At 60.4% G+C, this 20,759-nt stretch carries 18 protein-coding genes and 4 tRNA genes; 15 read left to right on the plus strand and 7 right to left on the minus strand.

Annotated elements, in window-relative coordinates:
* Positions 1-174: 174 nt before the first annotated feature.
* Together CRO59_RS11635 and rmuC are read left to right on the plus strand one after the other, a co-directional pair.
* Positions 175-498 (plus strand): sel1 repeat family protein, encoded by a 324-nt coding sequence (locus CRO59_RS11635; RefSeq protein WP_081730279.1) that lies wholly within the window; start codon positions 175-177, stop codon positions 496-498.
* A gap of 175 nt (positions 499-673) precedes the next feature.
* Entirely contained in the window at positions 674-2,038 is a 1,365-nt protein-coding gene (gene rmuC / locus CRO59_RS11640) for a DNA recombination protein RmuC (protein WP_177325662.1), read from the plus strand.
* A gap of 113 nt (positions 2,039-2,151) precedes the next feature.
* On the opposite strand, the gene CRO59_RS11645 is transcribed toward rmuC, so the two are convergent.
* Positions 2,152-5,628 carry a PAS domain-containing hybrid sensor histidine kinase/response regulator gene (locus tag CRO59_RS11645; protein WP_097087523.1) on the minus strand — a complete coding sequence of 1,159 codons (3,477 nt, stop codon included), beginning with the start codon at positions 5,626-5,628 and terminating at the stop codon, positions 2,152-2,154.
* Positions 5,629-5,850: 222 nt separating this feature from the next.
* On the minus strand, positions 5,851-6,393 hold the full coding sequence (locus CRO59_RS11650; RefSeq protein WP_097087525.1) for a TetR/AcrR family transcriptional regulator: 543 nt from the start codon (positions 6,391-6,393) through the stop codon (positions 5,851-5,853).
* A 91-nt stretch (positions 6,394-6,484) separates the two neighbouring features.
* Here CRO59_RS11650 and CRO59_RS11655 point away from each other — a divergent pair, with 91 nt between their 5' ends.
* From CRO59_RS11655 to CRO59_RS11670, 4 genes are all read left to right on the plus strand, one after another.
* Positions 6,485-7,672 (plus strand): MFS transporter, encoded by a 1,188-nt coding sequence (locus CRO59_RS11655; protein WP_097087526.1) that lies wholly within the window; start codon positions 6,485-6,487, stop codon positions 7,670-7,672.
* A 51-nt stretch (positions 7,673-7,723) separates the two neighbouring features.
* The gene (locus CRO59_RS11660) at positions 7,724-8,035 is read left to right on the plus strand and encodes a cupin (RefSeq protein ID WP_097087529.1); all 312 of its coding nucleotides are present in this window, start codon (positions 7,724-7,726) and stop codon (positions 8,033-8,035) included.
* Positions 8,036-8,140: 105 nt separating this feature from the next.
* On the plus strand, positions 8,141-9,292 hold the full coding sequence (locus CRO59_RS11665; protein WP_097087531.1) for a TDT family transporter: 1,152 nt from the start codon (positions 8,141-8,143) through the stop codon (positions 9,290-9,292).
* A 97-nt stretch (positions 9,293-9,389) separates the two neighbouring features.
* Positions 9,390-11,264 carry an MFS transporter gene (locus CRO59_RS11670; RefSeq protein WP_097087533.1) on the plus strand — a complete coding sequence of 625 codons (1,875 nt, stop codon included), beginning with the start codon at positions 9,390-9,392 and terminating at the stop codon, positions 11,262-11,264.
* A gap of 97 nt (positions 11,265-11,361) precedes the next feature.
* Here the strand turns inward: CRO59_RS11670 and sugE are convergent, their stop codons facing one another.
* The 3 genes from sugE to rdgC all read right to left on the minus strand — a co-directional run bounded on the left by sugE (position 11,362) and on the right by rdgC (position 13,830).
* Complete coding sequence (sugE, locus tag CRO59_RS11675; protein WP_003223093.1) at positions 11,362-11,676, minus strand: quaternary ammonium compound efflux SMR transporter SugE; 315 nt, start codon at positions 11,674-11,676, stop codon at positions 11,362-11,364.
* A gap of 119 nt (positions 11,677-11,795) precedes the next feature.
* On the minus strand, positions 11,796-12,761 hold the full coding sequence (locus tag CRO59_RS11680; RefSeq protein ID WP_096797726.1) for a bile acid:sodium symporter family protein: 966 nt from the start codon (positions 12,759-12,761) through the stop codon (positions 11,796-11,798).
* A gap of 148 nt (positions 12,762-12,909) precedes the next feature.
* Positions 12,910-13,830 (minus strand): recombination-associated protein RdgC, encoded by a 921-nt coding sequence (gene rdgC / locus CRO59_RS11685; protein WP_003223096.1) that lies wholly within the window; start codon positions 13,828-13,830, stop codon positions 12,910-12,912.
* 159 nt (positions 13,831-13,989) lie between these two features.
* On the opposite strand from rdgC, the gene CRO59_RS11690 reads away from it, so the two are divergent.
* The 4 genes from CRO59_RS11690 to CRO59_RS11705 all read left to right on the plus strand — a co-directional run bounded on the left by CRO59_RS11690 (position 13,990) and on the right by CRO59_RS11705 (position 14,532).
* Positions 13,990-14,065: transfer RNA gene (locus CRO59_RS11690), tRNA-Val, on the plus strand.
* Between the two features lie 19 nt (positions 14,066-14,084).
* Positions 14,085-14,161 (plus strand) — tRNA-Asp (locus CRO59_RS11695).
* Between the two features lie 199 nt (positions 14,162-14,360).
* Positions 14,361-14,436: transfer RNA gene (locus CRO59_RS11700), tRNA-Val, on the plus strand.
* Between the two features lie 19 nt (positions 14,437-14,455).
* Positions 14,456-14,532 (plus strand) — tRNA-Asp (locus CRO59_RS11705).
* A gap of 197 nt (positions 14,533-14,729) precedes the next feature.
* On the opposite strand, the gene CRO59_RS11710 is transcribed toward CRO59_RS11705, so the two are convergent.
* Together CRO59_RS11710 and CRO59_RS11715 are read right to left on the minus strand one after the other, a co-directional pair.
* Complete coding sequence (locus CRO59_RS11710) at positions 14,730-15,896, minus strand: catalase family protein (protein ID WP_097087534.1); 1,167 nt, start codon at positions 15,894-15,896, stop codon at positions 14,730-14,732.
* Entirely contained in the window at positions 15,893-17,701 is a 1,809-nt protein-coding gene (locus tag CRO59_RS11715; RefSeq protein ID WP_097087536.1) for a di-heme-cytochrome C peroxidase, read from the minus strand. Before CRO59_RS11715 ends, CRO59_RS11710 begins: the two co-directional genes overlap by 4 nt.
* Positions 17,702-17,971: 270 nt before the next feature.
* On the opposite strand from CRO59_RS11715, the gene CRO59_RS11720 reads away from it, so the two are divergent.
* The 5 genes from CRO59_RS11720 to CRO59_RS11740 all read left to right on the plus strand — a co-directional run bounded on the left by CRO59_RS11720 (position 17,972) and on the right by CRO59_RS11740 (position 20,659).
* Positions 17,972-18,688 carry an FKBP-type peptidyl-prolyl cis-trans isomerase gene (locus tag CRO59_RS11720; protein WP_007966725.1) on the plus strand — a complete coding sequence of 239 codons (717 nt, stop codon included), beginning with the start codon at positions 17,972-17,974 and terminating at the stop codon, positions 18,686-18,688.
* A 294-nt stretch (positions 18,689-18,982) separates the two neighbouring features.
* Positions 18,983-19,438 carry a YkvA family protein gene (locus tag CRO59_RS11725; protein ID WP_027613367.1) on the plus strand — a complete coding sequence of 152 codons (456 nt, stop codon included), beginning with the start codon at positions 18,983-18,985 and terminating at the stop codon, positions 19,436-19,438.
* 112 nt (positions 19,439-19,550) lie between these two features.
* Positions 19,551-19,892 carry a helix-turn-helix domain-containing protein gene (locus tag CRO59_RS11730; protein ID WP_027613366.1) on the plus strand — a complete coding sequence of 114 codons (342 nt, stop codon included), beginning with the start codon at positions 19,551-19,553 and terminating at the stop codon, positions 19,890-19,892.
* A complete protein-coding gene (locus CRO59_RS11735; RefSeq protein WP_003223109.1) occupies positions 19,889-20,260 on the plus strand; it encodes a hypothetical protein in 372 nt (123 codons plus the stop codon). The genes CRO59_RS11730 and CRO59_RS11735 overlap by 4 nt, the downstream gene beginning before the upstream one ends.
* Positions 20,261-20,659 carry an SEL1-like repeat protein gene (locus tag CRO59_RS11740; RefSeq protein ID WP_027613365.1) on the plus strand — a complete coding sequence of 133 codons (399 nt, stop codon included), beginning with the start codon at positions 20,261-20,263 and terminating at the stop codon, positions 20,657-20,659. It abuts the gene before it with no gap.
* Positions 20,660-20,759: the final 100 nt, after the last annotated feature.

Consider the following 20,759-nt stretch of genomic DNA (forward strand, 5'->3'; position numbering starts at 1 on the left):
CATTCCACAAGGCTTTGCGGAGGTTCGGGAGCGGTTGTCCACTGAGTTATCCACAGCTTCTGTGGATTGTCCCTAGCGCTTGCTCTAGGACGGGCGTGCCGGGTTTTTTTCGACTTTACCTGTACGAAAAAGAGAGTAGAGTGGCGCGCCTTCCGATCTGTCCCACAGTGTTTTATGAAGTTTCGCTCAGTATCAGACTCTGTTACCTCCGAACACCCTCGTGTTACCCCTCCCAAGCGATTTTCCGTGCGTGTGGCCGAATGGCTGCTCGACAGCCCGCGCCTGGGCGATAGCCGTAATGCCAAGCATCTGGCGGGGCGTCTGCTCAAGCAACCGGCGCGCGAAGGCGTGGTCGCCGCGCAAAGTCGTCTCGGCCAATTGATGTGCCGCGAGTGCGGCAATGCCCGTGATCGGCGCATCGGGCAGGATCTGCTGCGCCAGGCCGCCCGCGCCGGCGACCGGCGTGCACAACGGGAACTCGGACTGCTCGAAGACTGAGCTGTCCAACGCCCCACGGCTTGGTTAACCTTCAGGCTTTATCGAATCGGCAGGAGTGGCTATGGCTATGGACTTGACCAGCGTGTTGCTGGGTCTGGCGGGCGCGGGATTGCCGCTGCTGGCGCTGGCCTGGCAACTGCAACGGCGGGCCAGTGATCGGCAAGCCGAGGTCGCCTTGCTCGAAGAGCGTCTGGCCATGGCGCAACTGGCGCAGGACGGGCTCAACGCCCAACTTGAAGCCAGCCGCGATGAAATCGTCGACCTCGGCCAGGCCAATGCCGCCAAACAGGCGGAGCTGGCGGCCCTGCGCCGCGAAGTCGAGCTGCTGCAGATCGAGCGCGATGATGCCCGTGACGCTTCCCACGCGTGGAACATCGAGCGCGCCAACAAAGAAGCTGAATTGCGGCGTCTCGACGCACAGGCCGCGTCGCTTAACGCCGAACTGCGCGAGCAACAGGAAAGCCATCAACAACGCCTCAACGACCTGCAAGGCTCGCGCGATGAGCTGCGCGCGCAGTTCGCCGAGCTGGCGGGGAAGATCTTCGATGAGCGTGAACAGCGCTTTGCCGAGACCAGTCAACAGCGCCTCGGGCAGTTGCTCGATCCGTTGAAAGAACGCATCCAGTCCTTCGAAAAGCGCGTGGAAGAAAGTTATCAGGCCGAAGCCCGCGAACGCTTCTCGCTGGCCAAGGAGCTGGAGCGTCTGCAAGCGCTTAACCTGCGCCTGAGCGACGAAGCGACCAACCTGACCCGCGCCCTCAAAGGCCAGAAGACCCAAGGCAACTGGGGTGAATTGATCCTTGAACGGGTGCTGGAACACGCGGGGCTGGAGAAGGGCCGCGAGTACCAGACCCAAGTCAATCTCAAGGGGCCGGACGGCGAGCGCTTCCAGCCGGATGTGATCATTTACCTGCCGGGCGACAAGCAGGTGGTGGTCGACTCCAAGGTCAGCCTCACTGCCTATCAGCAGTACGTTGCCGCCGAAGATGACACCCTCGGCCAGGTCGCGATCAAGCAGCACGTGCTGTCTCTGCGCAGCCACGTCAAGGGCCTCGCCGGCAAGGATTACAAGCGTCTGGAAGGCCTGCACAGCCTCGATTTCGTCTTGCTGTTCGTGCCGATCGAAGCGGCATTTTCCGCCGCCCTGCAAGCCGAGCCGGCGTTGTTCCAGGAAGCGTTCGACCGCAACATCGTGATCGTCAGTCCGACCACGTTGCTGGCGACGTTACGGGTGATCGACAGCCTGTGGAAGCAGGAGCGGCAGAGCCAGAACGCCCGGGAAATCGCTGAGCGTGCCGGCTGGCTGTACGACAAGTTCGTACTGTTCATTCAGGATCTGGACGAAGTCGGCAATCGCCTGCAACAGCTGGACAAGGCCTACAGCTCGGCGCGCAACAAACTCACGGAAGGGCGCGGCAACCTGGTCAGCCGCAGTGAGCAGCTCAAATTGCTGGGCGCGCGGGCCAGCAAGAGTTTGCCGGCGGATCTGCTGGAGCGGGCGATGACCGATGTCGATGGGCTGGTCGAGCTCCCGGAATAACCCGAAGAGCTTCGCGAGCAGGCTCGCTCCCACAGTGAAATGCATTCCAAAGGTGGGAGCGGGCTTGCTCGCGAAGGCGTCAGTGGTAGCGCTGCAACACTCAAGTCAAACGGTTACAGCGGCACATACCGACTCAGCAACGCCCGCAACGCCGCCGGTTTCACCGGTTTGGCCAGATAATCCAGCCCTGCCGCATGCACCTGCGCCACCGTCTCCGGGCGACCATCGGCGCTGATCACCACACCCGGTACCGGCTCACCCAGCGTGGTGCGCAACCACGCCATCAGCTCGGTTCCGGTATCGCCGTGATCGAGGTGATAGTCGACCAGTGCCAGTTGCGGCCGCACACCCTCGTTAAGCAGCGCCGCGCATTCCTCGCGATTGCGTGCCGTCCATACCTGACAGCCCCAACGGCTCAGCAGGCTGTTCATGCCAATCAAAATGCTGTCTTCGTTGTCGATGCACAGCACCTGCGCACCGCTGTGCAACTTGCCATTCAACTCGACCGCAGTGTGCACCGGCAGCGGCACCGACTGCGCCCGGGCCAGCGGTACGCTGACGCTGAACACGCTGCCGCGCCCCGGCCACGAACGTACGCGCAGGGTGTGGCCGAGCACGCGACATAAACCGTCGGCAATCGCCAGGCCCAGCCCAAGACCTTTTTCGGCGCGGGTCTGATGGCTGTCGAGGCGTTTGAACTCCTCGAAAATCACTTGCTGTTTGTCTTCCGGAATCCCCGGCCCGCGATCCCACACTTCCAGACACAGCTCGCCGCCACGTCGGCGCACGCCTAACAACACTGGCCCTTTGGCGTAGCGGAAAGCGTTGGTCAGGAAGTTCTGCAGAATCCGCCGCAGCAATTTGATGTCGCTGTCGATGCGCAACTGGCTGCCGCGCACGCGGAAAGTCAGGCCTTGTTCCTGGGCCAGCGCCTTGAATTCGGCGCCGAGCGTATCGAACAGCTCATTGAGCGCGAACGGTTTGCGATCGGGGTTGATCTTGCCGTTTTCCAGGCGGGAAATATCCAGCAGGTCGCTGATCAGGTCTTCTGCCGAGCGCAGCGAACTGTCGAGGTGTTGCACCAGTTTCTGCGCCTCGCTGCTCAAGCCGTCGTCCTGATGGGAGAGGGCGGCAGAGAACAAGCGAGCGGCGTTCAACGGCTGCATCAGGTCATGACTGACGGCGGCGAGGAAGCGGGTTTTCGACTGGTTCGCCGCCTCGGCATGGCCCTTGGCTTCGGTCAGTGCGACGTTGAGCTGCGATAGCTCCTGCGTGCGCTCGCTGACCCGTTGCTCCAGGCCTTCGTTGGCCTCGGTCAGTGCCTGCTCCGCTTCGCGGAACGCGGTGATGTCGGTGAAACTCATGACGAAACCGCCGCCGGGCATCGGGTTGCCGATCAGCTCGATCACCCGGCCGTTGGGGAACAAGCGTTCGGAGGTGTGCGCACGGCCCTGACGCATCCAGTGCAGGCGCCGGGCGACGTGGACTTCCGCCTCGCCGGGGCCGCACAGGCCACGTTCGGCGTTGTAGCGAATGATGTCGGCAATCGGCCGGCCGACGCTGATCAAACCGTCGGGGTAGTTGAACAACTCCAGATAACGCCGGTTCCATGCCACCAGTTTCAGCGACTGGTCGACCACGCTGATGCCCTGGGTAATGTTCTCGATCGCGCCCTGCAGCAACGCGCGGTTGAACTGCAGGACTTCCGAGGCTTCGTCAGCGATACGGACCACGTCCTCCAGCTGCATTTCCCGACCTTCGATCGCGGCTTTTACCACCGCGCGCGTCGACGAAGCACCGAGCACACCGGCCAACAAGCGTTCGGTGTGGGCGATCCATTCGCCATCGGCGTTCTGGTTCGGGTTGAAGCCTTTGCCCTGGCGGTAGGCGAAACGAATGAAGCTTTGCCGCGCACGTTCTTCACCGACAAAGCGTGCCGCCAGTTGCAGCAAGTCGTCGATCTGCACCGCCAGCATCGAACGCGCACTCGGCCGCGCGCTGATTTCCTGACCGATGAAGCGCCCGGCCTGCCAGTGTTCCGAAACCCGCGTACGCGACAGCACCGAAACCCAGGCGAACAACGTGAAGTTGCCCGCCAGTGACAGCACGACGCCTTGGGTCAGCGGGGTGATCGGCAGGTTCAGCGGGTTGCTGTGCAGCCACGCCAGACCGGGAAACGTGCTCAATGACCAGCCGAGACTATGGGCCGCAATCGGCAGGATCAGCGTGTAAAACCAGAGGAACGTACCGGCGGCCAGACCGGCGAACACCCCACGGCGGTTGGCCTGTTTCCAGTACAGCGCGCCGAGCATCGCCGGGGCCAGTTGGGTGACAGCGGCGAAGGCGATCTGGCCGATGGTTGCGAGGCTTGCGGTGGAGCCGAGCAAGCGGTAGCTGACGTAGGCCAGCAACAGAATCAGCACGATGCTCACGCGGCGCACCGAGAGCATCCACTGGCGGAACACTTCGAACGGGCGCTCGGCGTTGTTACGTCGCAGTAACCACGGCAAGAGCATGTCGTTGGAAACCATGGTCGATAGTGCCACGCTGGCCACAATCACCATCCCGGTGGCCGCCGACGCACCGCCGATGAACGCCAGCAACGCCAATGCCGGATGGGCCTGGGCCAACGGCAGGCTGATCACGAACGAGTCGGGCAACACGTGACTCGGCAGCATCATCTGCCCGGCGAGGGCGATCGGCACCACGAACAGCGCGGCCAGCGCCAGATACGCCGGGAACACCCACTTGGCCAGACGCAGGTCCTGCGGGTCGATGTTCTCCACCACCGTGACGTGAAACTGCCGCGGCAGGCAAATGATCGCCATCATCGCCACCCCGGTCTGCACTACCATCGACGGCCAGTTAATCGTTTCCTTCCAGTATTCCTCGAGGCGTGGCGCGAGCATCGCCTGATTGAACAGGTCGTCAAAACCGTCGTACAGCCCGTAGGTCACGAACGCGCCAACGGCAAGAAAGGCGAACAGCTTGACCAGCGATTCAAACGCAATCGCCAGCACCATGCCGCGGTGGTGCTCGGTGGCATCGAGGTTGCGCGTACCGAAGACGATGGTGAACAGCGCCAGTACCAGCGAGACGATCAGCGCGGTGTCCTGGGCGCGGGTGCCCATGGCGTCGGCCCCGGCGCCGATCAGCAGGTTCACGCCAAGGACGATGCCTTTGAGTTGCAGAGCGATATAGGGCAGGACGCCAACCAGACAGATCAGCGCCACCACCACCGCCAGCGATTGAGATTTGCCGTAGCGCGCGGCGATGAAGTCGGCAATCGAGGTGATGTTCTCCTGCTTGCTGATCATCACCATTTTCTGCAGGACCCACGGCGCGCCCAGCAGCAACAGGATCGGTCCGAGGTAGATCGGCAGGAATGACCACAGCTGTTCCGCCGCCTGACCAACCGCGCCAAAGAACGTCCAACTGGTGCAATAAACCGCCAGCGACAGGCTGTACACCCACGCGCGCATCCGCGGCGGCAACGGTGTGCTGCGACGGTCGCCGTAGAAGGCGATGGCGAACATGATGGCCATATAGGCCAGGGCGACGGCGGCGATCAGCCCGGTGGACAGCGACATGCAACACTCCCGACAAAAGACTCCCCGGCAGTCCTGCCCGGGCGGACAGTCTCGCATGAGTATGGCGGTTAGTCAGTGTCGACCAAGGTCGTGGCGTGGCGGGGTGTCGCAGGTTTGAAACCGGGTGGTTTTTGGGGTGACCGGTCGGGCCTCTTCGCGAGCAGGCTCGCTCCCACATTTGGAATGCAATCCCCTGTGGGAGCGAGCCTGCTCGCGGAAGCGTCAGTCCTGTTGCAGTGCGATATCGATCAACCGATGCAGCTCATCCACCTCCAGCGCCGCCGCCGAAAACAGAATCCGGAACACCACCGGCGCCACCACCAGATTGATCAACCGATCAACGCTCGGCGCTGCTTCATCGGGGTGGCGGTCAATGATGGTCTGCAACTGCCCACCAAGAATCGTCACGCAGTACCCCGGCGTGGCGCTGGCCTGCACATCGCGCATCATGTTGCGCCCCGGCTCTGAGCTCATCTCGTCGAGATACTGTTCAGCCCAGGCGCGAATGTCACCACGCAGGTCACCGGTCACCGCCGGTTCGCTGTCCGGGCGCATGCGAGCGAGGGCTACGTCGGCGAGCAACGCCGCCAGATCACCCCAGCGCCGATAGATCGTCGACGGCGTGACCCCGGCGCGCGCCGCGATTTGCGGGACGGTCACGCTGCTGCGCTCCTGTTCTTGCAGAAGCGCGCGGACTGCCGAATGAATCGACTCTTGCACCCGGGCACTGCGGCCGCCGGGGCGTAAACCTTCTTTAGTAGCCATGCGTCAGACCTTAACACAAAGAATTTGCTTTAAGCCAAAGCCGGGAGCACACTCCGCAAAAGCAAAAAATTAGCTTTTGCGGAGTGTGCCCATGACCAGCCTTGCTTCCAACCGTGGCAGCCTGATTTTTCTGGCGATCACCTTACTCAGTTTTCTCGCCGCTTCCACGGCGCCGACGCCGTTGTATCACCTGTATCAGGATCAACTGCACTTCTCGGCAGCGGTGCTGACCCTGATTTTCGGCGTGTATGCGCTGAGTCTGCTGGCGGCGCTGCTGACGGTCGGATCGCTGTCCGATCACCTGGGACGTAGACCGGTGATTTTCACTGCCGTGCTGCTCAATGCGCTAGCGATGTTGCTGTTTATCAGCGCCGACAGTGTTGCCTGGCTGATCAGTGCCCGCGTATTGCAGGGTTTTGCCACCGGCATGGCCACCGCTGTTTTGAGCGCGACGCTGCTCGACACCGACCGTCAGCAAGGGCCGTTGATCAACAGCGTCGCACCGTTGCTCGGCATGGCGCTGGGCAGCATGGGCTGCGGCTTGCTGGCCGAGTTCGCCCCGGCGCCGTTGCAACTGACTTACTGGCTGCTGCTGGCGCTGTTTGTGTTGCAGGCGGTGTATGTCTGGCGTCTGCCGGAAAGCGTCACCCCGCAATCCGGGGCTTGGGCTTCACTGCGGCCGACCCTGCATGTGCCGGTTCAGGCGCGTTCGACCTTATGGCGTGTGCTGCCGCTGAACACCGCAACCTGGGCCCTCGGCGGCTTTTTTGCCTCACTGGCACCGTCGCTGGTGCGCACTGCTACCGGTTCGACTTCGAACCTGATCGGCGGCGCTACCGTTTCGGCGTTGACCGTGACCGGGGCGCTGATGATCTTCACTTTGCGCAATCGTCCCGCCGGCAAAGCCCTGCAAATCGGCGCCAGTCTGCTGCCTATCGGCGTGCTGCTGATTTTGCTCGGCGTGCACAGCGCCAGTCTGGCGCTGTTTTTCCTCGGCACACTGGTTGCCGGTTGCGGCTTTGGCTCGGGTTTCCTAGGCGCGGTGCGCAGCCTGGTGCCGTTGGCCCTGCCGCATGAACGGGCCGGTTTGATGTCGGCGTACTACGCGTTGAGTTATCTGGCGTTCTGTTTGCCGGCGTTGCTGGCTGGGCATTTGACCCGAGCCTATGGGTTGCTGGCGACCACCGACGGCTACGGCGCCGGATTGATCGTCCTGGCCGTCGCCGCGCTGTTGCTCAGCCTGCGCCCGCAAGCAGTGAAGGCTTGCAGCACTCCATAAACGTGATGGTTTCAGCTACCTTTGTCCGGCCTTCTTTTCACGGATCGACAGATGAAGATTATCCGCAGCAAGTCGTTCACCGCCGAGCGTGCCTGGGGTGCGCTGGACATTGCCAACATGAATGGCATCACCACGCGCCTGCACTGGACTGATCAGCCGTACAAATGGCACGTCAACGATGGTGAGGAAGTGTTTGTGGTGCTCGATGGTCAGGTGCAGATGCGCTATCGCGAACAGGGTGAAGAAAAGCAGGCGCTGCTTGAGGTCGGCGATATCTTCTACGCCTCAGTCGGTACCGAGCACGTGGCGCATCCGCAAGGCGCGGCGCGGATTCTGGTGATCGAAAGCGAAGGCAGTGTTTGACTGCTTATCTGTAAAGTAGATAACAGATAGAGAAATTACCCGTTATATAGATATTCGATTCGGTTCTACCATGGACTCAACCTCACCTGAGGACAGGAGTTCATGATGACTTGCCCCAACATAGCCAAACCCGGCATCAAGCCGTTCAGTCAGCTTCAGCATCCGCGTGAAGTGATCCGTCAATTCACCCCGAACTGGTTCGCCGCGACCATGGGCACCGGCGTGCTGGCCCTGGCGCTGGCGCAACTGCCGGTGGCGATCCCCGGGTTGCACGCGGTGGCCGAAGGGTTGTGGCTGTTCAACATTCTGTTGTTCACCCTGTTTACCTTTGCCTATGCCGCGCGCTGGGTTCTCTTCTTCGATGAAGCGCGGCGGATCTTCGGCCATTCCACCGTTTCGATGTTCTTCGGCACCATCCCCATGGGCCTGGCGACCATCATCAACGGCTTTCTGCTGTTCGGCCTGCCACGCTGGGGCGAAGGCGTGATTCATTTGGCCGAAGTGCTGTGGTGGCTCGACGTGGCGATGTCGCTGGCCTGCGGCGTGTTGATTCCCTACATGATGTTTACCCGTCAGGAACACAGCATCGACCAGATGACTGCCGTCTGGCTGCTTCCGGTGGTCGCTGCAGAAGTGGCGGCGGCCAGCGGCGGTTTGCTCGCGCCGCATCTGGCTGATGCCCACGCGCAACTGGTGGTGCTGACCACCAGCTACGTACTCTGGGCATTTTCCCTGCCGGTGGCGTTCAGCATTCTGACCATCCTGCTGCTGCGCATGGCCCTGCATAAACTGCCCCACGAAAACATGGCCGCTTCGAGCTGGCTGGCCCTCGGCCCGATCGGTACCGGTGCGTTGGGCATGTTGCTGCTGGGCGCTGATGCACCGGCGATCTTCGCCGCCAACGGCCTGCCGGGCATCGGTGAAATCGCTGCGGGCCTCGGGCTGGTCGCCGGGATCACCCTGTGGGGCTTCGGCCTGTGGTGGATGTTGATGGCGCTGCTGATTACCGCGCGTTATCTGCGTGACGGCATCCCGTTCAACCTCGGCTGGTGGGGGTTCACCTTCCCGCTGGGCGTGTATTCGCTGGCGACCCTCAAGCTCGCCAGTACGCTGAACCTCGGTTTTTTCAGCGTGGTCGGCTGCATGCTGGTGAGCCTGCTGGCGGTGATGTGGCTGATCGTCGGTAAACGCACCGTGCAAGGCGCGTGGCGCGGTGAGCTGTTTGTCTCACCTTGTATTGCAGGGTTGAAGAAATAACCTGAAAAGTTTAGGTAAGGTGTGGCCTGGATCGCCGATCGAGATTCCAATAAGCAGATCCAGGCCATTCTCTACCGACCTCAGGGAAACACGGAAGATGAGTCACCCCTCACAGTTCAACCTGCTTCGCACTCGGCGCTTTCTGCCGTTTTTCATCACGCAGTCGCTGGGCGCGTTCAACGACAACGTGTTCAAGCAATCGCTGATCCTCGCCATTCTGTATCGGCTGACCATCGAAGGTGACCGTTCGATCTGGGTCAACCTGTGCGCGCTGCTGTTTATCCTGCCGTTCTTTCTGTTTTCGGCGTTGGCCGGGCAGTTCGGGGAAAAATTCGCCAAGGACGCGTTGATTCGTCTGATCAAACTCGCGGAAATCGCGATCATGGCCGTCGGATCGATCGGTTTCCTGTTCGATCACCTGTCGCTGATGCTGGTGGCGCTATTTGCCATGGGCACGCATTCGGCGCTGTTCGGGCCGGTGAAGTATTCGATCCTGCCGCAGGCGTTGCGCGAGGATGAACTGGTCGGCGGCAACGGTCTGGTGGAGATGGGCACGTTTCTGGCGATCCTTGCCGGAACCATCGGCGCCGGGATCATCATGTCCTCGACCCATTACGCGCCACTGGTGTCAACCGCGATTATCGGAATTGCGGTGCTCGGTTATCTCGCCAGTCGCAGCATTCCGCGCGCGGCGGCGGCCTCGCCGGAAATGCGTCTGAACTGGAACATCTTCAGCCAGTCCTGGGCCACGCTGAAACTCGGACTGGGCCAGACGCCTGCGGTGTCGCGTTCGATTGTCGGCAACTCGTGGTTCTGGTTTGTCGGGGCGATTTACCTGACGCAGATCCCGGCCTACGCCAAGGAATGGATGCACGGCGACGAAACCGTGGTCACCCTGATTCTCACCGTGTTCTCGGTGGGGATTGCGCTGGGTTCGATGCTTTGCGAGAAACTCTCCGGGCGCAAGGTCGAGATCGGTCTGGTGCCGTTCGGCTCGTTCGGTCTGACTGTGTTTGGCCTGTTGCTGTGGTGGCATTCCGGCGGAATCCCCGAGAGCGTCACCGGCCACAGCTGGACTGAAGTGCTGGGCTTTGCGCATACCTGGGCGGTGCTGGTCGACATTCTCGGCCTGGGTATTTTTGGTGGTTTCTATATCGTGCCGCTGTACGCGCTGATCCAGTCGCGCACCGCCGAAAACGAGCGGGCGCGGGTGATTGCCGCCAACAACATTCTCAACGCTCTGTTTATGGTGGTCTCGGCGATCGTTTCGATCGTGTTGCTGAGTGTGGTCAAACTGTCGATTCCGCAGCTGTTCCTGGTGGTGTCGCTGCTGAACATCGGCGTCAACGCCTACATCTTCAAGATCGTCCCCGAGTTCAGCATGCGTTTCATGATCTGGCTGCTCAGCCATTCCATGTACCGCGTCGAGCACCGCAACCTCGAGGCGATCCCGGACGAGGGCGCGGCGCTGCTGGTGTGCAACCACGTGTCGTTCGTCGATGCGCTGCTGATCGGCGGTGCGGTGCGTCGGCCGATTCGCTTTGTCATGTACTACAAAATCTATAACCTGCCGGTGCTGAACTTTATCTTCCGCACGGCGGGAACAATTCCGATTGCCGGACGCAACGAAGACATCCAGATCTACGAAAAGGCCTTCACCCGGATTGCCCAGTATCTGAAGGACGGTGAGCTGGTGTGCATCTTCCCCGAAGGCAAGTTGACCACCGATGGCGAGATCAACGAGTTCAAGGGCGGGCTGACGCGGATTCTCGAAGAGACGCCGGTGCCGGTGATTCCGCTGGCGTTGCAAGGGTTGTGGGGGAGTTTCTTCAGCCGCGATCCGAACAAGGGGCTGTTCAAGCGGTTGTGGTCGCGGGTGACGTTGGTGGCGGGCTCGGCGGTCGAGGTTGAGGCGGCGCAGCCGGCGAAATTACAGGGTTTGGTGGGGGCGTTGCGCGGCACCGTCAGGTAATCGGTGACTTCAAGGGCCCCTTCGCGAGCAGGCTCGCTCCCACATTTGAAATGCACTCCAGTGTGGGAGCGAGCCTGCTCGCGAAAGCGCTAGTTGCTTAAGCGCTGACCTTGAGGCCAATCAACCCGGTAATGATCAACGCCACACTGGCCAGCCGAATCAATGCCATCGACTCGCCAAACAGAATGATCCCCGCAATCACCGTGCCCACGGCGCCGACCCCGGTCCAAATTGCATAAGCCGTACCCAGCGGCAATTCCTTCATTGCCAGACCCAGCAGGCCAAGGCTGATGGCCATGGCCGCAACGGTCAGGACGGTGGGGAGCGGGCGGGTGAAGCCGTCGGTGTATTTCAGGCCGACGGCCCAGCCGACTTCGAACAGGCCGGCGAAAAACAGAATGATCCAGGACATAAGAGACCTCCATCGATTGACGGGGCCGTCCCCAGATTGATAACTCGATCGAGCCGCAGGGTCGTCCCCGCGTAGCGCAACAGTCTGCCGAGCATTAATCCGGGGATCAAGTTTGCCGGTCAGTCGGCCGGCTGCTGCGCTAGCGCCTCACGGTCTTCTTTCTCGCTCATGCGCCGGAAGTACGTCGAGAGCAACGCCCCGGAAATGTTGTGCCAGACGCTGAACAACGCGCTTGGCACCGCCGCCAGCGGCGAAAAGTGCGCGCTGGCCAAGGCCGCGCCCAACCCCGAATTCTGCATGCCGACTTCCAGCGCCAGCGACTTGCGCTGCGCCAGTGGCAACTTGAACAGGCGCCCGGTGAAGTAACCCAGCAGGTAGCCGAAGCTGTTGTGCAGCATCACCACGGCCATGATCAGCAGCCCGGATTCGGCAATCTTCGCCTGACTGGCGGCCACCACGGCGGTGACGATGATCACGATGCTGACCACCGACACCAGTGGCAACACGTCCACCGCGTGGCGCACCTTGTCGCCGAGCACGCGTTGCGCGACCACGCCGAGCACGATCGGCAGCAGCACCACTTGCAAGATCGACCAGAACAACTCCATGAACGACACCGGCAGCCATGCCGAAGCCAGCAGCCAGATCAATGCCGGGGTCAGCAGCGGAGCGAGCAGGGTGGTGACAGCGGCAATCGCCACCGACAGTGCCAGATCGCCGCGGGCCAGCCAGGTCATGACGTTGGAGGAGGTGCCGCTTGGGCAGCAGCCCACCAGAATCACCCCGACCGCGATTTCCGGTGGCAGGTGGAAGATCTGGCAGAGCAACCACGCCACGCCGGGCATGATCACGAAATGTGCGACCACGCCCAAAGCCACGCGCCACGGATGGCGGGCGACGGCAGCGAAGTCATCGAGTTTGAGGGTCAGGCCCATGCCGAACATCACCAGCCCCAGCAGCGGCACGATTGCGCCTTTGAGGCCGAGGAACCACGCCGGTTGCAGGAACGCGATCACGGCGAAAATCAGAACCCAGTAAGCGAAAGTGTTGCCGACAAAGCGGCTGAGTGCAGCCAGTGCGCGCATGGCCTGTTCCTTATTATTGAATGAACACCACAAAAACAATTGTGGGAGCGAGCCTGCTCGCGAAAGCGGCGTGCCAGACACATTAATGTTAACTGTCACTCCGCATTCGCGAGCAGGCTCGCTCCCACAGTTTTGAAACTCGTCAGGATTAGATCCCCTGCGGAGTCTCTTCACCGCCCAACGCTTCCACCAGTGCCGGCAGGAAGTCGCCGAAGGTCAGCATCATCAGGGTGAAGCTGGCGTCCAGTTGGCCCAGAGCCTCGTCGCCGCCGTCCTGTTCCGCCTGATCCTGCAGCAGGTCTTCGAACTTCAGGCGTTTGACGGTCATCTTGTCGTCGAGCATGAACGACAGTTTGTCCTGCCAGGCCAGCGACAATTGGGTGACTACTTTGCCGGTGCTCAGGTGCAGCTGGATTTCTTCGCTGGTCAGATCCTGACGCTTGCAACGCACGATGCCGCCGTCTTCATGGGTGTCGCGCAGCTCGCATTCGTCCAGAACGAAGAAGTCCGGGGCGGCTTGCTGGGTGGTGACCCACTCGGTCATCACGGCGGTCGGTGCGGTTTTCACGGTCAGCGGACGCACGGGCAGGGTGCCGAGCACTTCACGCATGGTGGAAAGCAGGTCTTCGGCACGTTTCGGGCTGGCCGAGTTGACCAGGATCAGGCCCTGTTTCGGCGCAATCGCGGCGAAGGTCGACGAACGACGGATAAAGGCGCGCGGCAGGAACGCCTGGATGATTTCATCCTTGATCTGATCGCGTTCCTTCTTATAGACCTTGCGCATCTGCTCGGCTTCGATCTCTTCGACCTTTTCCTTGACCGCGTCGCGCACGACGCTGCCCGGCAGAATGCGTTCTTCTTTACGCGCAGCGATCAGCAGGAAGTCACCGCTGACGTGCACCAGTGGCGCATCTTCGCCTTTGCCGAACGGCGCGACGAAACCGTAGGTGGTCAACTCCTGGCTTGCACATGGACGCGCCAGTTTGGTGGCCAGTGCAGTTTCCAGCGCCTCGGCATCGACAGGCAGGTCTTGGGTCAGGCGGTAGATAAGCAGGTTTTTGAACCACATGGGGTGAGTCTCTCCTTTATACAAAGGGGGGCATTATTGTCTTCGCCGGGTCATAGGCCAACCCTTCTCTAAGCCTTTGGAAGGCCTGAGAAAATTAATTAAAAAAGTGCTTGCCAGAGGTTGGGTCGCTCCGTAGAATGCGCGCCACACCGAAGCGAAGGGTGATTAGCTCAGCTGGGAGAGCGTCTGCCTTACAAGCAGAATGTCGGCGGTTCGATCCCGTCATCACCCACCATTCGTTTCAAGAGTTTAGCGCAGCGGTAGTTCAGTCGGTTAGAATACCGGCCTGTCACGCCGGGGGTCGCGGGTTCGAGTCCCGTCCGCTGCGCCATATTCGGTAACCTGGACCACTGAACGCCAGGTCACCACGGAAAAACCCGCTGAAGCGGGTTTTTTTCTGTCTCAAGTTTGTACCTTGTTCCATCGGGTTTGTGTCGTTTCACCGGTTTTCGGATTTTTTTGAAAAAAACTTCAATTAAATCAACACATTACGAAAACTTGTGGCATAATGCGCCCCGTAACGAAGCGAAGGGTGATTAGCTCAGCTGGGAGAGCGTCTGCCTTACAAGCAGAATGTCGGCGGTTCGATCCCGTCATCACCCACCATTCGTTTCAAGCGTTTCGCGCAGCGGTAGTTCAGTCGGTTAGAATACCGGCCTGTCACGCCGGGGGTCGCGGGTTCGAGTCCCGTCCGCTGCGCCATATTCGGTCACCTGGACCCGCTGAACGCCAGGTCACCACAGAAAGCCCGCCTAGTGCGGGCTTTTTGCTGTCTGCGATTTGTGAAATCACTCGATCTCCTCTGTAGGAGCTGCGGCACGCTGCGATCTTTTGATCTTGCTTTTAGAGATCAAAAGATCGCAGCCTCGTTTCACTCGACAGCTCCTACAGAGGAATTCTCACTGTTCAGCATTGCGGCTATGCCGATAATCGCTCACCGCCTCATACACCGCTTTGCGCAAGCGGTTGATCCCGCCAATTGGCCGATGCGCCTCGATACCAAACCACGGGTTGAACGACAGGTTGTCACACGCCAGATTCAACGCCGGTGTGTCGAAGTCCTGCGCAGGCAGAGTGATTCGCGCCACACTTTCGAACGGTGAATCCTGCTCGCGCCATTCGATGCTGGTGTCCTCGATCGGCATGTACTTGTTCGCATCCTGACGCTGGATCTGCAGCACAAAACACGCTGGCACCCGATCCGTCGACAGTTGCTGGTTCAAGGCGCTGCGCAGGAAATTCGGCAGGTCGTGGTTTTGCGGGGGCAGGGCATACGCCGGGCAATTGTCCGGATCCGGCGCGACCCGGAACTTCGCATTGGCCTCCCCGAATTTGTAGGGCGATACCGAAAAGTACGTTGTCGCCGTCGGGCTGTCTGGTGGCGGCGCCAGGGTCGCCAAGGCGATGAACAGGTGGCGGATCTGCCAGATGCGCGGGTCCCAACCGGGGAAAAACGCCATGATTTTTTTGCCGTCAGCCTGAGCCGCCACATTCTGACGATACTCGGCGACATCGCTGACAAAGAAATTCGGGTGGCTGAACATCACGAAGTCTTGCTCGTGGCGCTGCAGGGGGACGCCTAGCAGTTGTTTTCCGGGAACATCGAGCAGTTTGATTGCCATGCCCCGGGCATCGCGGATGCTGTCGAACTGCGGGTAGGCGTTGCCATTGGACAACCGAATCATCGCCTGCCAGGTTTTGCCCGGTTCGCTGAACACTCCTTGGCGCAGCGCTGCTGCCAGTTCCGGCAACACTGTCACCTCGGCTTTCACGCAACCATGGGCCTTGGCATGCGCGTCACGCAGATAGCGCGTGCCTTCGCGGTGTTGATCGACGATGCGTACGGCGGTCTGGATCACGTCCTGGGTCATCGCCGCTTCACCGGCGGGAATCTGTTCCTGCGCCGATACCGGGCCTCTGTGTTGCCAGACGAACCATGCGCTCGCGATGGCCCAGCCCAGCAGGCCGATAATCAGCAATGTCAGCAGGGTTTTGCCTAGCAGGCGCCCCAGCCATAACCAGACGCGGGCGAACATCGACGGTCTTTTGTACGGGTTGATCATCATGGCAATTGCGCCTCCAACGGTCCGCCCAGTACTTTCAGGTACTCCAGCAAGGCCCAGCGTTCTTCTGGTTGCAGCAGTCGGCCGATGACCCCATTGCCACGCTCGCCGGCGCGGAATTCATGACCGCTGTTGTGGTTGCCGGAAATTCGCGTGTCGAACAGGAAACCATTGGTAAAGGCTTCGGTGCGATAGCCCAGATGACGCGGGTCGTATTCGAACGAACCTTTATAAAACGTTGTGGCACGCTCATCCTGCGGTGACAGCAGTTGATAAAGGCTCGGTACTGAACCGTTGTGCAGAAATGGCGCGGTGGCCCAAACCCCGGCCAATGGTCTGGCCTTATAAGCGACTTTTTCGCGCACGCCGATCGGCAGACCGAAGCCGTCGAGTTGGGGTTTTTCCTGCGGGGTGACGCCGGCCTCGCGATAGGCGCGATCCTCGACGAACGCGGTGACGTAGGCCAGGCCCTTGGCCACCGAGATCTGGCTCAGATTCAGTGGTTCGGTGGGCGTCGGATGCAGTTTCACATCCATCTGCTCCAGCTCTTTCAGGTCCCATTGCAGCGGCGTCAGGTCGAAACGGTGGTTGGCTATGTTGGTCGCCGCATTCGGATCGGTACCGATTACCTCCACCGGCAGCATGTGCAAATGCTGCACCCAGCGTTCGCCCTCCTGAGTCTCGCGTGGCACGTGGCAACCGGCGCAGTTCTCGGCAAACAGCGCGCGGCCCTTGGCAGCCAGTGGTTTGTCCACCGCACCCAAGACATCTTCCGGCCAGGCGGGTGGTTGCAGGTGTTGCAGGGTTTCTTCGATTTTGTGCAGATCACGCACGCGGACACTGGAGGCGTAACGGGTATCGCCCTGCAGCGGCTGGCCATTGCTGTCGAAGAAATTCAACGTGGCGCCGACCCCCAGTGCCTCACCGATATTGCGCGCCATCGGTTGCTGCGCCGAGCCGTTCCACTGCACCCAGTCGAACGTCCACATGTCCCACAGTTGCGGGTAGTCCACCGGTGCATTGGCCACGCGGTAGTTGGTGGGGGAGATCGCGTCGCCGAAGGTGGCGTTGGCGATACGGCCGAATGCGTCGGTGCGGCCCGGGCCTTCTTCGGTAGGGTAGAGGCCGCGATGCGTGTCGTTCCAGGCGACTTTGAGGAAGGTGTTCAGCGATTGCTTGAAGTCTTTGCGCAGTTGTTCGCGGCGCGCCTCGTAATCATCGCCCAGAACATTTCTGGCGAAGCGTTCGAATTTCCATGGGTTGTAGTAAGTCGAGGCCAGACTCGCGACCAAGGCTTGTCCGAAACTGCCACCGCGCAATGTAGGAACGCTGGAAGGCAAGACATGCTGCGCCGAACCACCGTCAATTCGCACGGCCTGGCCTTTGAAGCGCAATTCGCCAGTGTGGCAAGCAGCGCAGGTGATATCGAGATATTGCTCGCTGCCACCGGGATTCGCGTGGCGGGCAAAGCCGACCGGCAGATTGCCGGGGTTTTTCGACGTGGCTTTCTGCTGTGGATCAACCAGAAAACCGAAGCGTGCGAGGTATTCCGGGGACGCGAAACGCTGCTGCGAGAAGGGCAGTTCCAGCGCCTCGAACCATTCATAGCGCAGGCCTTTGACCTGTGTGCCTTGCGGCGTGAAGTAGTAGGTCTGGCGTTCCTCCTCGCTCCACTGCTGCAGGTAATGCACCTGTTGGGCCGGGATATAGAATGGAAGTTTCGGGTTGGCGACGAAGTACAGAATCACTGCCAGAGCCAGGCCCAGCAGCACAATGATCAGTGCCAGCACACGGTATAAGAGGCGCAAGATAAACATCCTTGTCGAGTTGTTGCCTTGTTATGCCTCAGCTGTTGCAGGTGCGGCAAGTGGCCATTACGCCAACTGTCGTAGGAAGTCTCATCAGCCCTTGTCAGCTTCAGATGACAGAAGCTTCATCGTCCCTTGGCCCGAATGCGTTTTAATCCCTGAACTTATCGGACATTTCCTGCTCTCATGCCGGTAGCCATTGGTCGTGGCGGCCTGATAAGCTCGCGGCTTTACTCGATTGCCCTTTCGGCGCATGAACAAGGAAATAGCATGAAACAGCATCGGTTGGCGGCGGCGGTAGCCCTGGTTAGCCTGGTCCTCGCGGGTTGTGATTCGCAGACCAGCGTAGAGCTGAAAACCCCGGCGCAAAAAGCTTCCTACGGTATCGGCCTGAACATGGGCAAGAGCCTTGCTCAGGAAGGCATGGATGATCTGGACTCCAAAGCGGTAGCCCAGGGCATCGAAGATGCCGTCGGCAAGAAAGAACAGAAGCTGAAAGACGAAGAACTGGTCGAAGCCTTCGCCGCGCTGCAAAAGCGTGCTGAAGAGCGCATGGCCAAGATGAGCGAAGAGTCGGCAGCCGCCGGCAAGAAATTCCTCGAAGAAAACGGCAAGAAGCCTGGTGTCACCACCACCGCTTCCGGTCTGCAGTACGAAGTGGTCAAGAAAGCCGACGGCCCGCAGCCTAAGCCTACCGACGTCGTGACCGTTCACTACACCGGCAAGCTGACCAACGGCACCGTGTTCGACAGCTCTGTTGAGCGTGGCAGCCCGATCGATCTGCCGGTCAGCGGTGTGATCCCGGGTTGGGTTGAAGGTCTGCAACTGATGCATGTTGGAGAGAAGTACAAACTGTACATCCCTAGCGATCTGGCTTACGGCGCGCAATCGCCAAGCCCGGCAATCCCGGCCAACTCGGTGCTGGTCTTCGACCTGGAACTGCTGGCCATCAAGGATCCAGCCAAAGAAGACGCCGCCGCCAAGTAATCGGCTGTAGCTTCGAAGACAACGCCTCGCATATGCGGGGCGTTGTTGCATCTGGACGATGCTGGCGGTAAACAGAGCGAACGGATGGCGCTTACAGCAGTCCTAGAGATTGAGGCTGCCAGCGCTAGACGCCCTGAGCCGCCAAGTCAATGAAATATTGGGGTTTTTTATGTGAGTAAAAAACGCCCGATCTGAGCGCAGCCCTTATAAAACGGGGCTTTCAGCGCTGAAATGCAGCTCTGTTCACAAGGTTATCCACAATTTGTGTGGATAACATTTCAACGGGAGAAATAGATGAAAGCGCCGTGGAATTTCGCCCGATTTCTGCCCCTCGCCGGTCGATTGCTGGCGCGTGGGCGTCTGCCGACCCTGTTGTTCGCGGTGGCGAGCAAAGGAGCGGCGCAAGGCAATCGCCTTGGCAAACTCAAGGAAGATCTGCGTTTGCTCCAGGCACTGTGTCTTGCATACTGGCGTGGCGAATACCGAGCGATCAGCCCGAAAGCCATCGTCTCGGTGGTGGCGGGCCTGATGTACTTCCTCAGCCCGGTGGATGCGATTCCGGATTTCATCCCGGTGTTCGGTATGCTCGATGACATCGCTGTGCTGGCCTGGCTGATGAAAACCCTCGACGATGAGCTCAATGCTTTTCGGCTCTGGCGCAACCGGCAGCAGCCGGAAAAACTCGCGGTGGTCGAGCGCCTGCCTGATACCCCCGAGCAACTTCAGCTTCAGGGCCCGAAAAAGCCCTGATTCACCCCGCCTGCAGACAGATAGATACCCCCCGCGACCTTGGCCGCTGTTAGGATTACACTTCTAGGGAAAAGTGCCGACTCGCTAAGTGTTGTTGTCCTACGGGGTAGTCATGGATATTCAGATAATTGCACGCGATGGCGAACCCGAATATGCGGTTCTGCCATGGGTTCAGTATCAGGCTCTACTGAAAGCAGCAGGCATCAACGAAACACCGCAGCAGCAGGCGCCAGCGCCGGCCGCCGCAACGCCGGACCCGATTCTTCCAGGTCTGGATCAACTACGCAGTTTGCGCGAAGGGAAGGGCATCGCCATCGAGGCGTTGGCCCGCACGGTAGGCATCAGCCCGTCTTATCTGGCCATGATCGAAAGCGGCGAGCGTCAACCTGACGCCGCGATTCGTCGCAGCCTGGCCTGGGAACTGACGGTGCCGGGTTGGAGGGATGAATCGTGAGCGTACGCATCAGTCGTCAACATTGGGACGGATTGCTCGGGGAGCTGGATCAGGCGCGCAGGCAGCGCCATCTGTTGACTTATCGAGCCTTGCTCGAACGTTTGCAACTGCCGACGCCGGCGATGCAGACGCTGACCGCGGCACTTGAGCATCTGGCCGCACTCGACGCCAAGGCTGAACAGCCATTGCGCAGTTCGCTGGTGATCAGCCAGGGTGCCAGCCGTTTGCCACGTACCGGTTTTTTTGAATGCGTCGAGCGTCTTGGACGCTTTTCCGGGCCGTCCGATGGCGTTGCGGCTGCCTCCTGGCATGCGTCGGAAGTGGTCAGGGTTTTCGAATACGAGTACCCGGAATCGGCGGAGGCCTGAGTGTTCTTACGACTCAAGGCGTCGGCCAGTTACTGGTTGGCCCGTAGGCTGTTTCACTGGTCTTGGTTTGTTCGCCAGCCCAGAGGCTGGCGCTGGCTCGAAGGGCAGTTTGCGCGCATGGCCAATCTTGGCGATGTCGGCGCGCAGAGCTTTTATGGGCACATTCTGACGTTTCGCGGGGTTGGCCTGGGTGCCCGCGAAGAGGGTGTGCGGCTGTTGCGTCTGGCGGCGCTTGCCGGCGACGGCAAAGCGGCCTATCAGGTCGGCGTGATCAGCTTGGCCGGTACGCCGAGCAAAGCGCCGGATCCGACCGAAGCAGCACGCTGGTGGACGCTGGCCGCCAAGGCCGGCCACCCGTTGGCCGAGCTCAAACTCAAAGAGTTGAGCGCTCGGGATTAAACCCGGTAAATCATTTTGTATCGCTCGATAAACGTGGCGTGAGGGAAACCTCACGCCACGTTTGCGTTTATCGCTATACGTTTTGTAGTAATCACCCTTT

The organism is Pseudomonas sp. LAMO17WK12:I5, assembly GCF_900215165.1.
GTDB classification, from domain to species: Bacteria; Pseudomonadota; Gammaproteobacteria; order Pseudomonadales; family Pseudomonadaceae; genus Aquipseudomonas; species Aquipseudomonas putida_A.

What these genes read in the sequence shown, in the direction of transcription:
- CRO59_RS11635 (WP_081730279.1), top strand. Translation starts at nt 175, where the DNA reads ATGAAGTTTCGCTCAGTATCAGACTCTGTTACCTCCGAACACCCTCGT.
- CRO59_RS11645 (WP_097087523.1), bottom strand. Translation starts at nt 5,628, where the DNA reads ATGTCGCTGTCCACCGGGCTGATCGCCGCCGTCGCCCTGGCCTATATG.
- CRO59_RS11650 (WP_097087525.1), bottom strand. Translation starts at nt 6,393, where the DNA reads ATGGCTACTAAAGAAGGTTTACGCCCCGGCGGCCGCAGTGCCCGGGTG.
- CRO59_RS11655 (WP_097087526.1), top strand. Translation starts at nt 6,485, where the DNA reads ATGACCAGCCTTGCTTCCAACCGTGGCAGCCTGATTTTTCTGGCGATC.
- CRO59_RS11660 (WP_097087529.1), top strand. Translation starts at nt 7,724, where the DNA reads ATGAAGATTATCCGCAGCAAGTCGTTCACCGCCGAGCGTGCCTGGGGT.
- CRO59_RS11665 (WP_097087531.1), top strand. Translation starts at nt 8,141, where the DNA reads ATGACTTGCCCCAACATAGCCAAACCCGGCATCAAGCCGTTCAGTCAG.
- CRO59_RS11670 (WP_097087533.1), top strand. Translation starts at nt 9,390, where the DNA reads ATGAGTCACCCCTCACAGTTCAACCTGCTTCGCACTCGGCGCTTTCTG.
- sugE (WP_003223093.1), bottom strand. Translation starts at nt 11,676, where the DNA reads ATGTCCTGGATCATTCTGTTTTTCGCCGGCCTGTTCGAAGTCGGCTGG.
- CRO59_RS11680 (WP_096797726.1), bottom strand. Translation starts at nt 12,761, where the DNA reads ATGCGCGCACTGGCTGCACTCAGCCGCTTTGTCGGCAACACTTTCGCT.
- rdgC (WP_003223096.1), bottom strand. Translation starts at nt 13,830, where the DNA reads ATGTGGTTCAAAAACCTGCTTATCTACCGCCTGACCCAAGACCTGCCT.
- CRO59_RS11710 (WP_097087534.1), bottom strand. Translation starts at nt 15,896, where the DNA reads ATGATGATCAACCCGTACAAAAGACCGTCGATGTTCGCCCGCGTCTGG.
- CRO59_RS11720 (WP_007966725.1), top strand. Translation starts at nt 17,972, where the DNA reads ATGAAACAGCATCGGTTGGCGGCGGCGGTAGCCCTGGTTAGCCTGGTC.
- CRO59_RS11725 (WP_027613367.1), top strand. Translation starts at nt 18,983, where the DNA reads ATGAAAGCGCCGTGGAATTTCGCCCGATTTCTGCCCCTCGCCGGTCGA.
- CRO59_RS11730 (WP_027613366.1), top strand. Translation starts at nt 19,551, where the DNA reads ATGGATATTCAGATAATTGCACGCGATGGCGAACCCGAATATGCGGTT.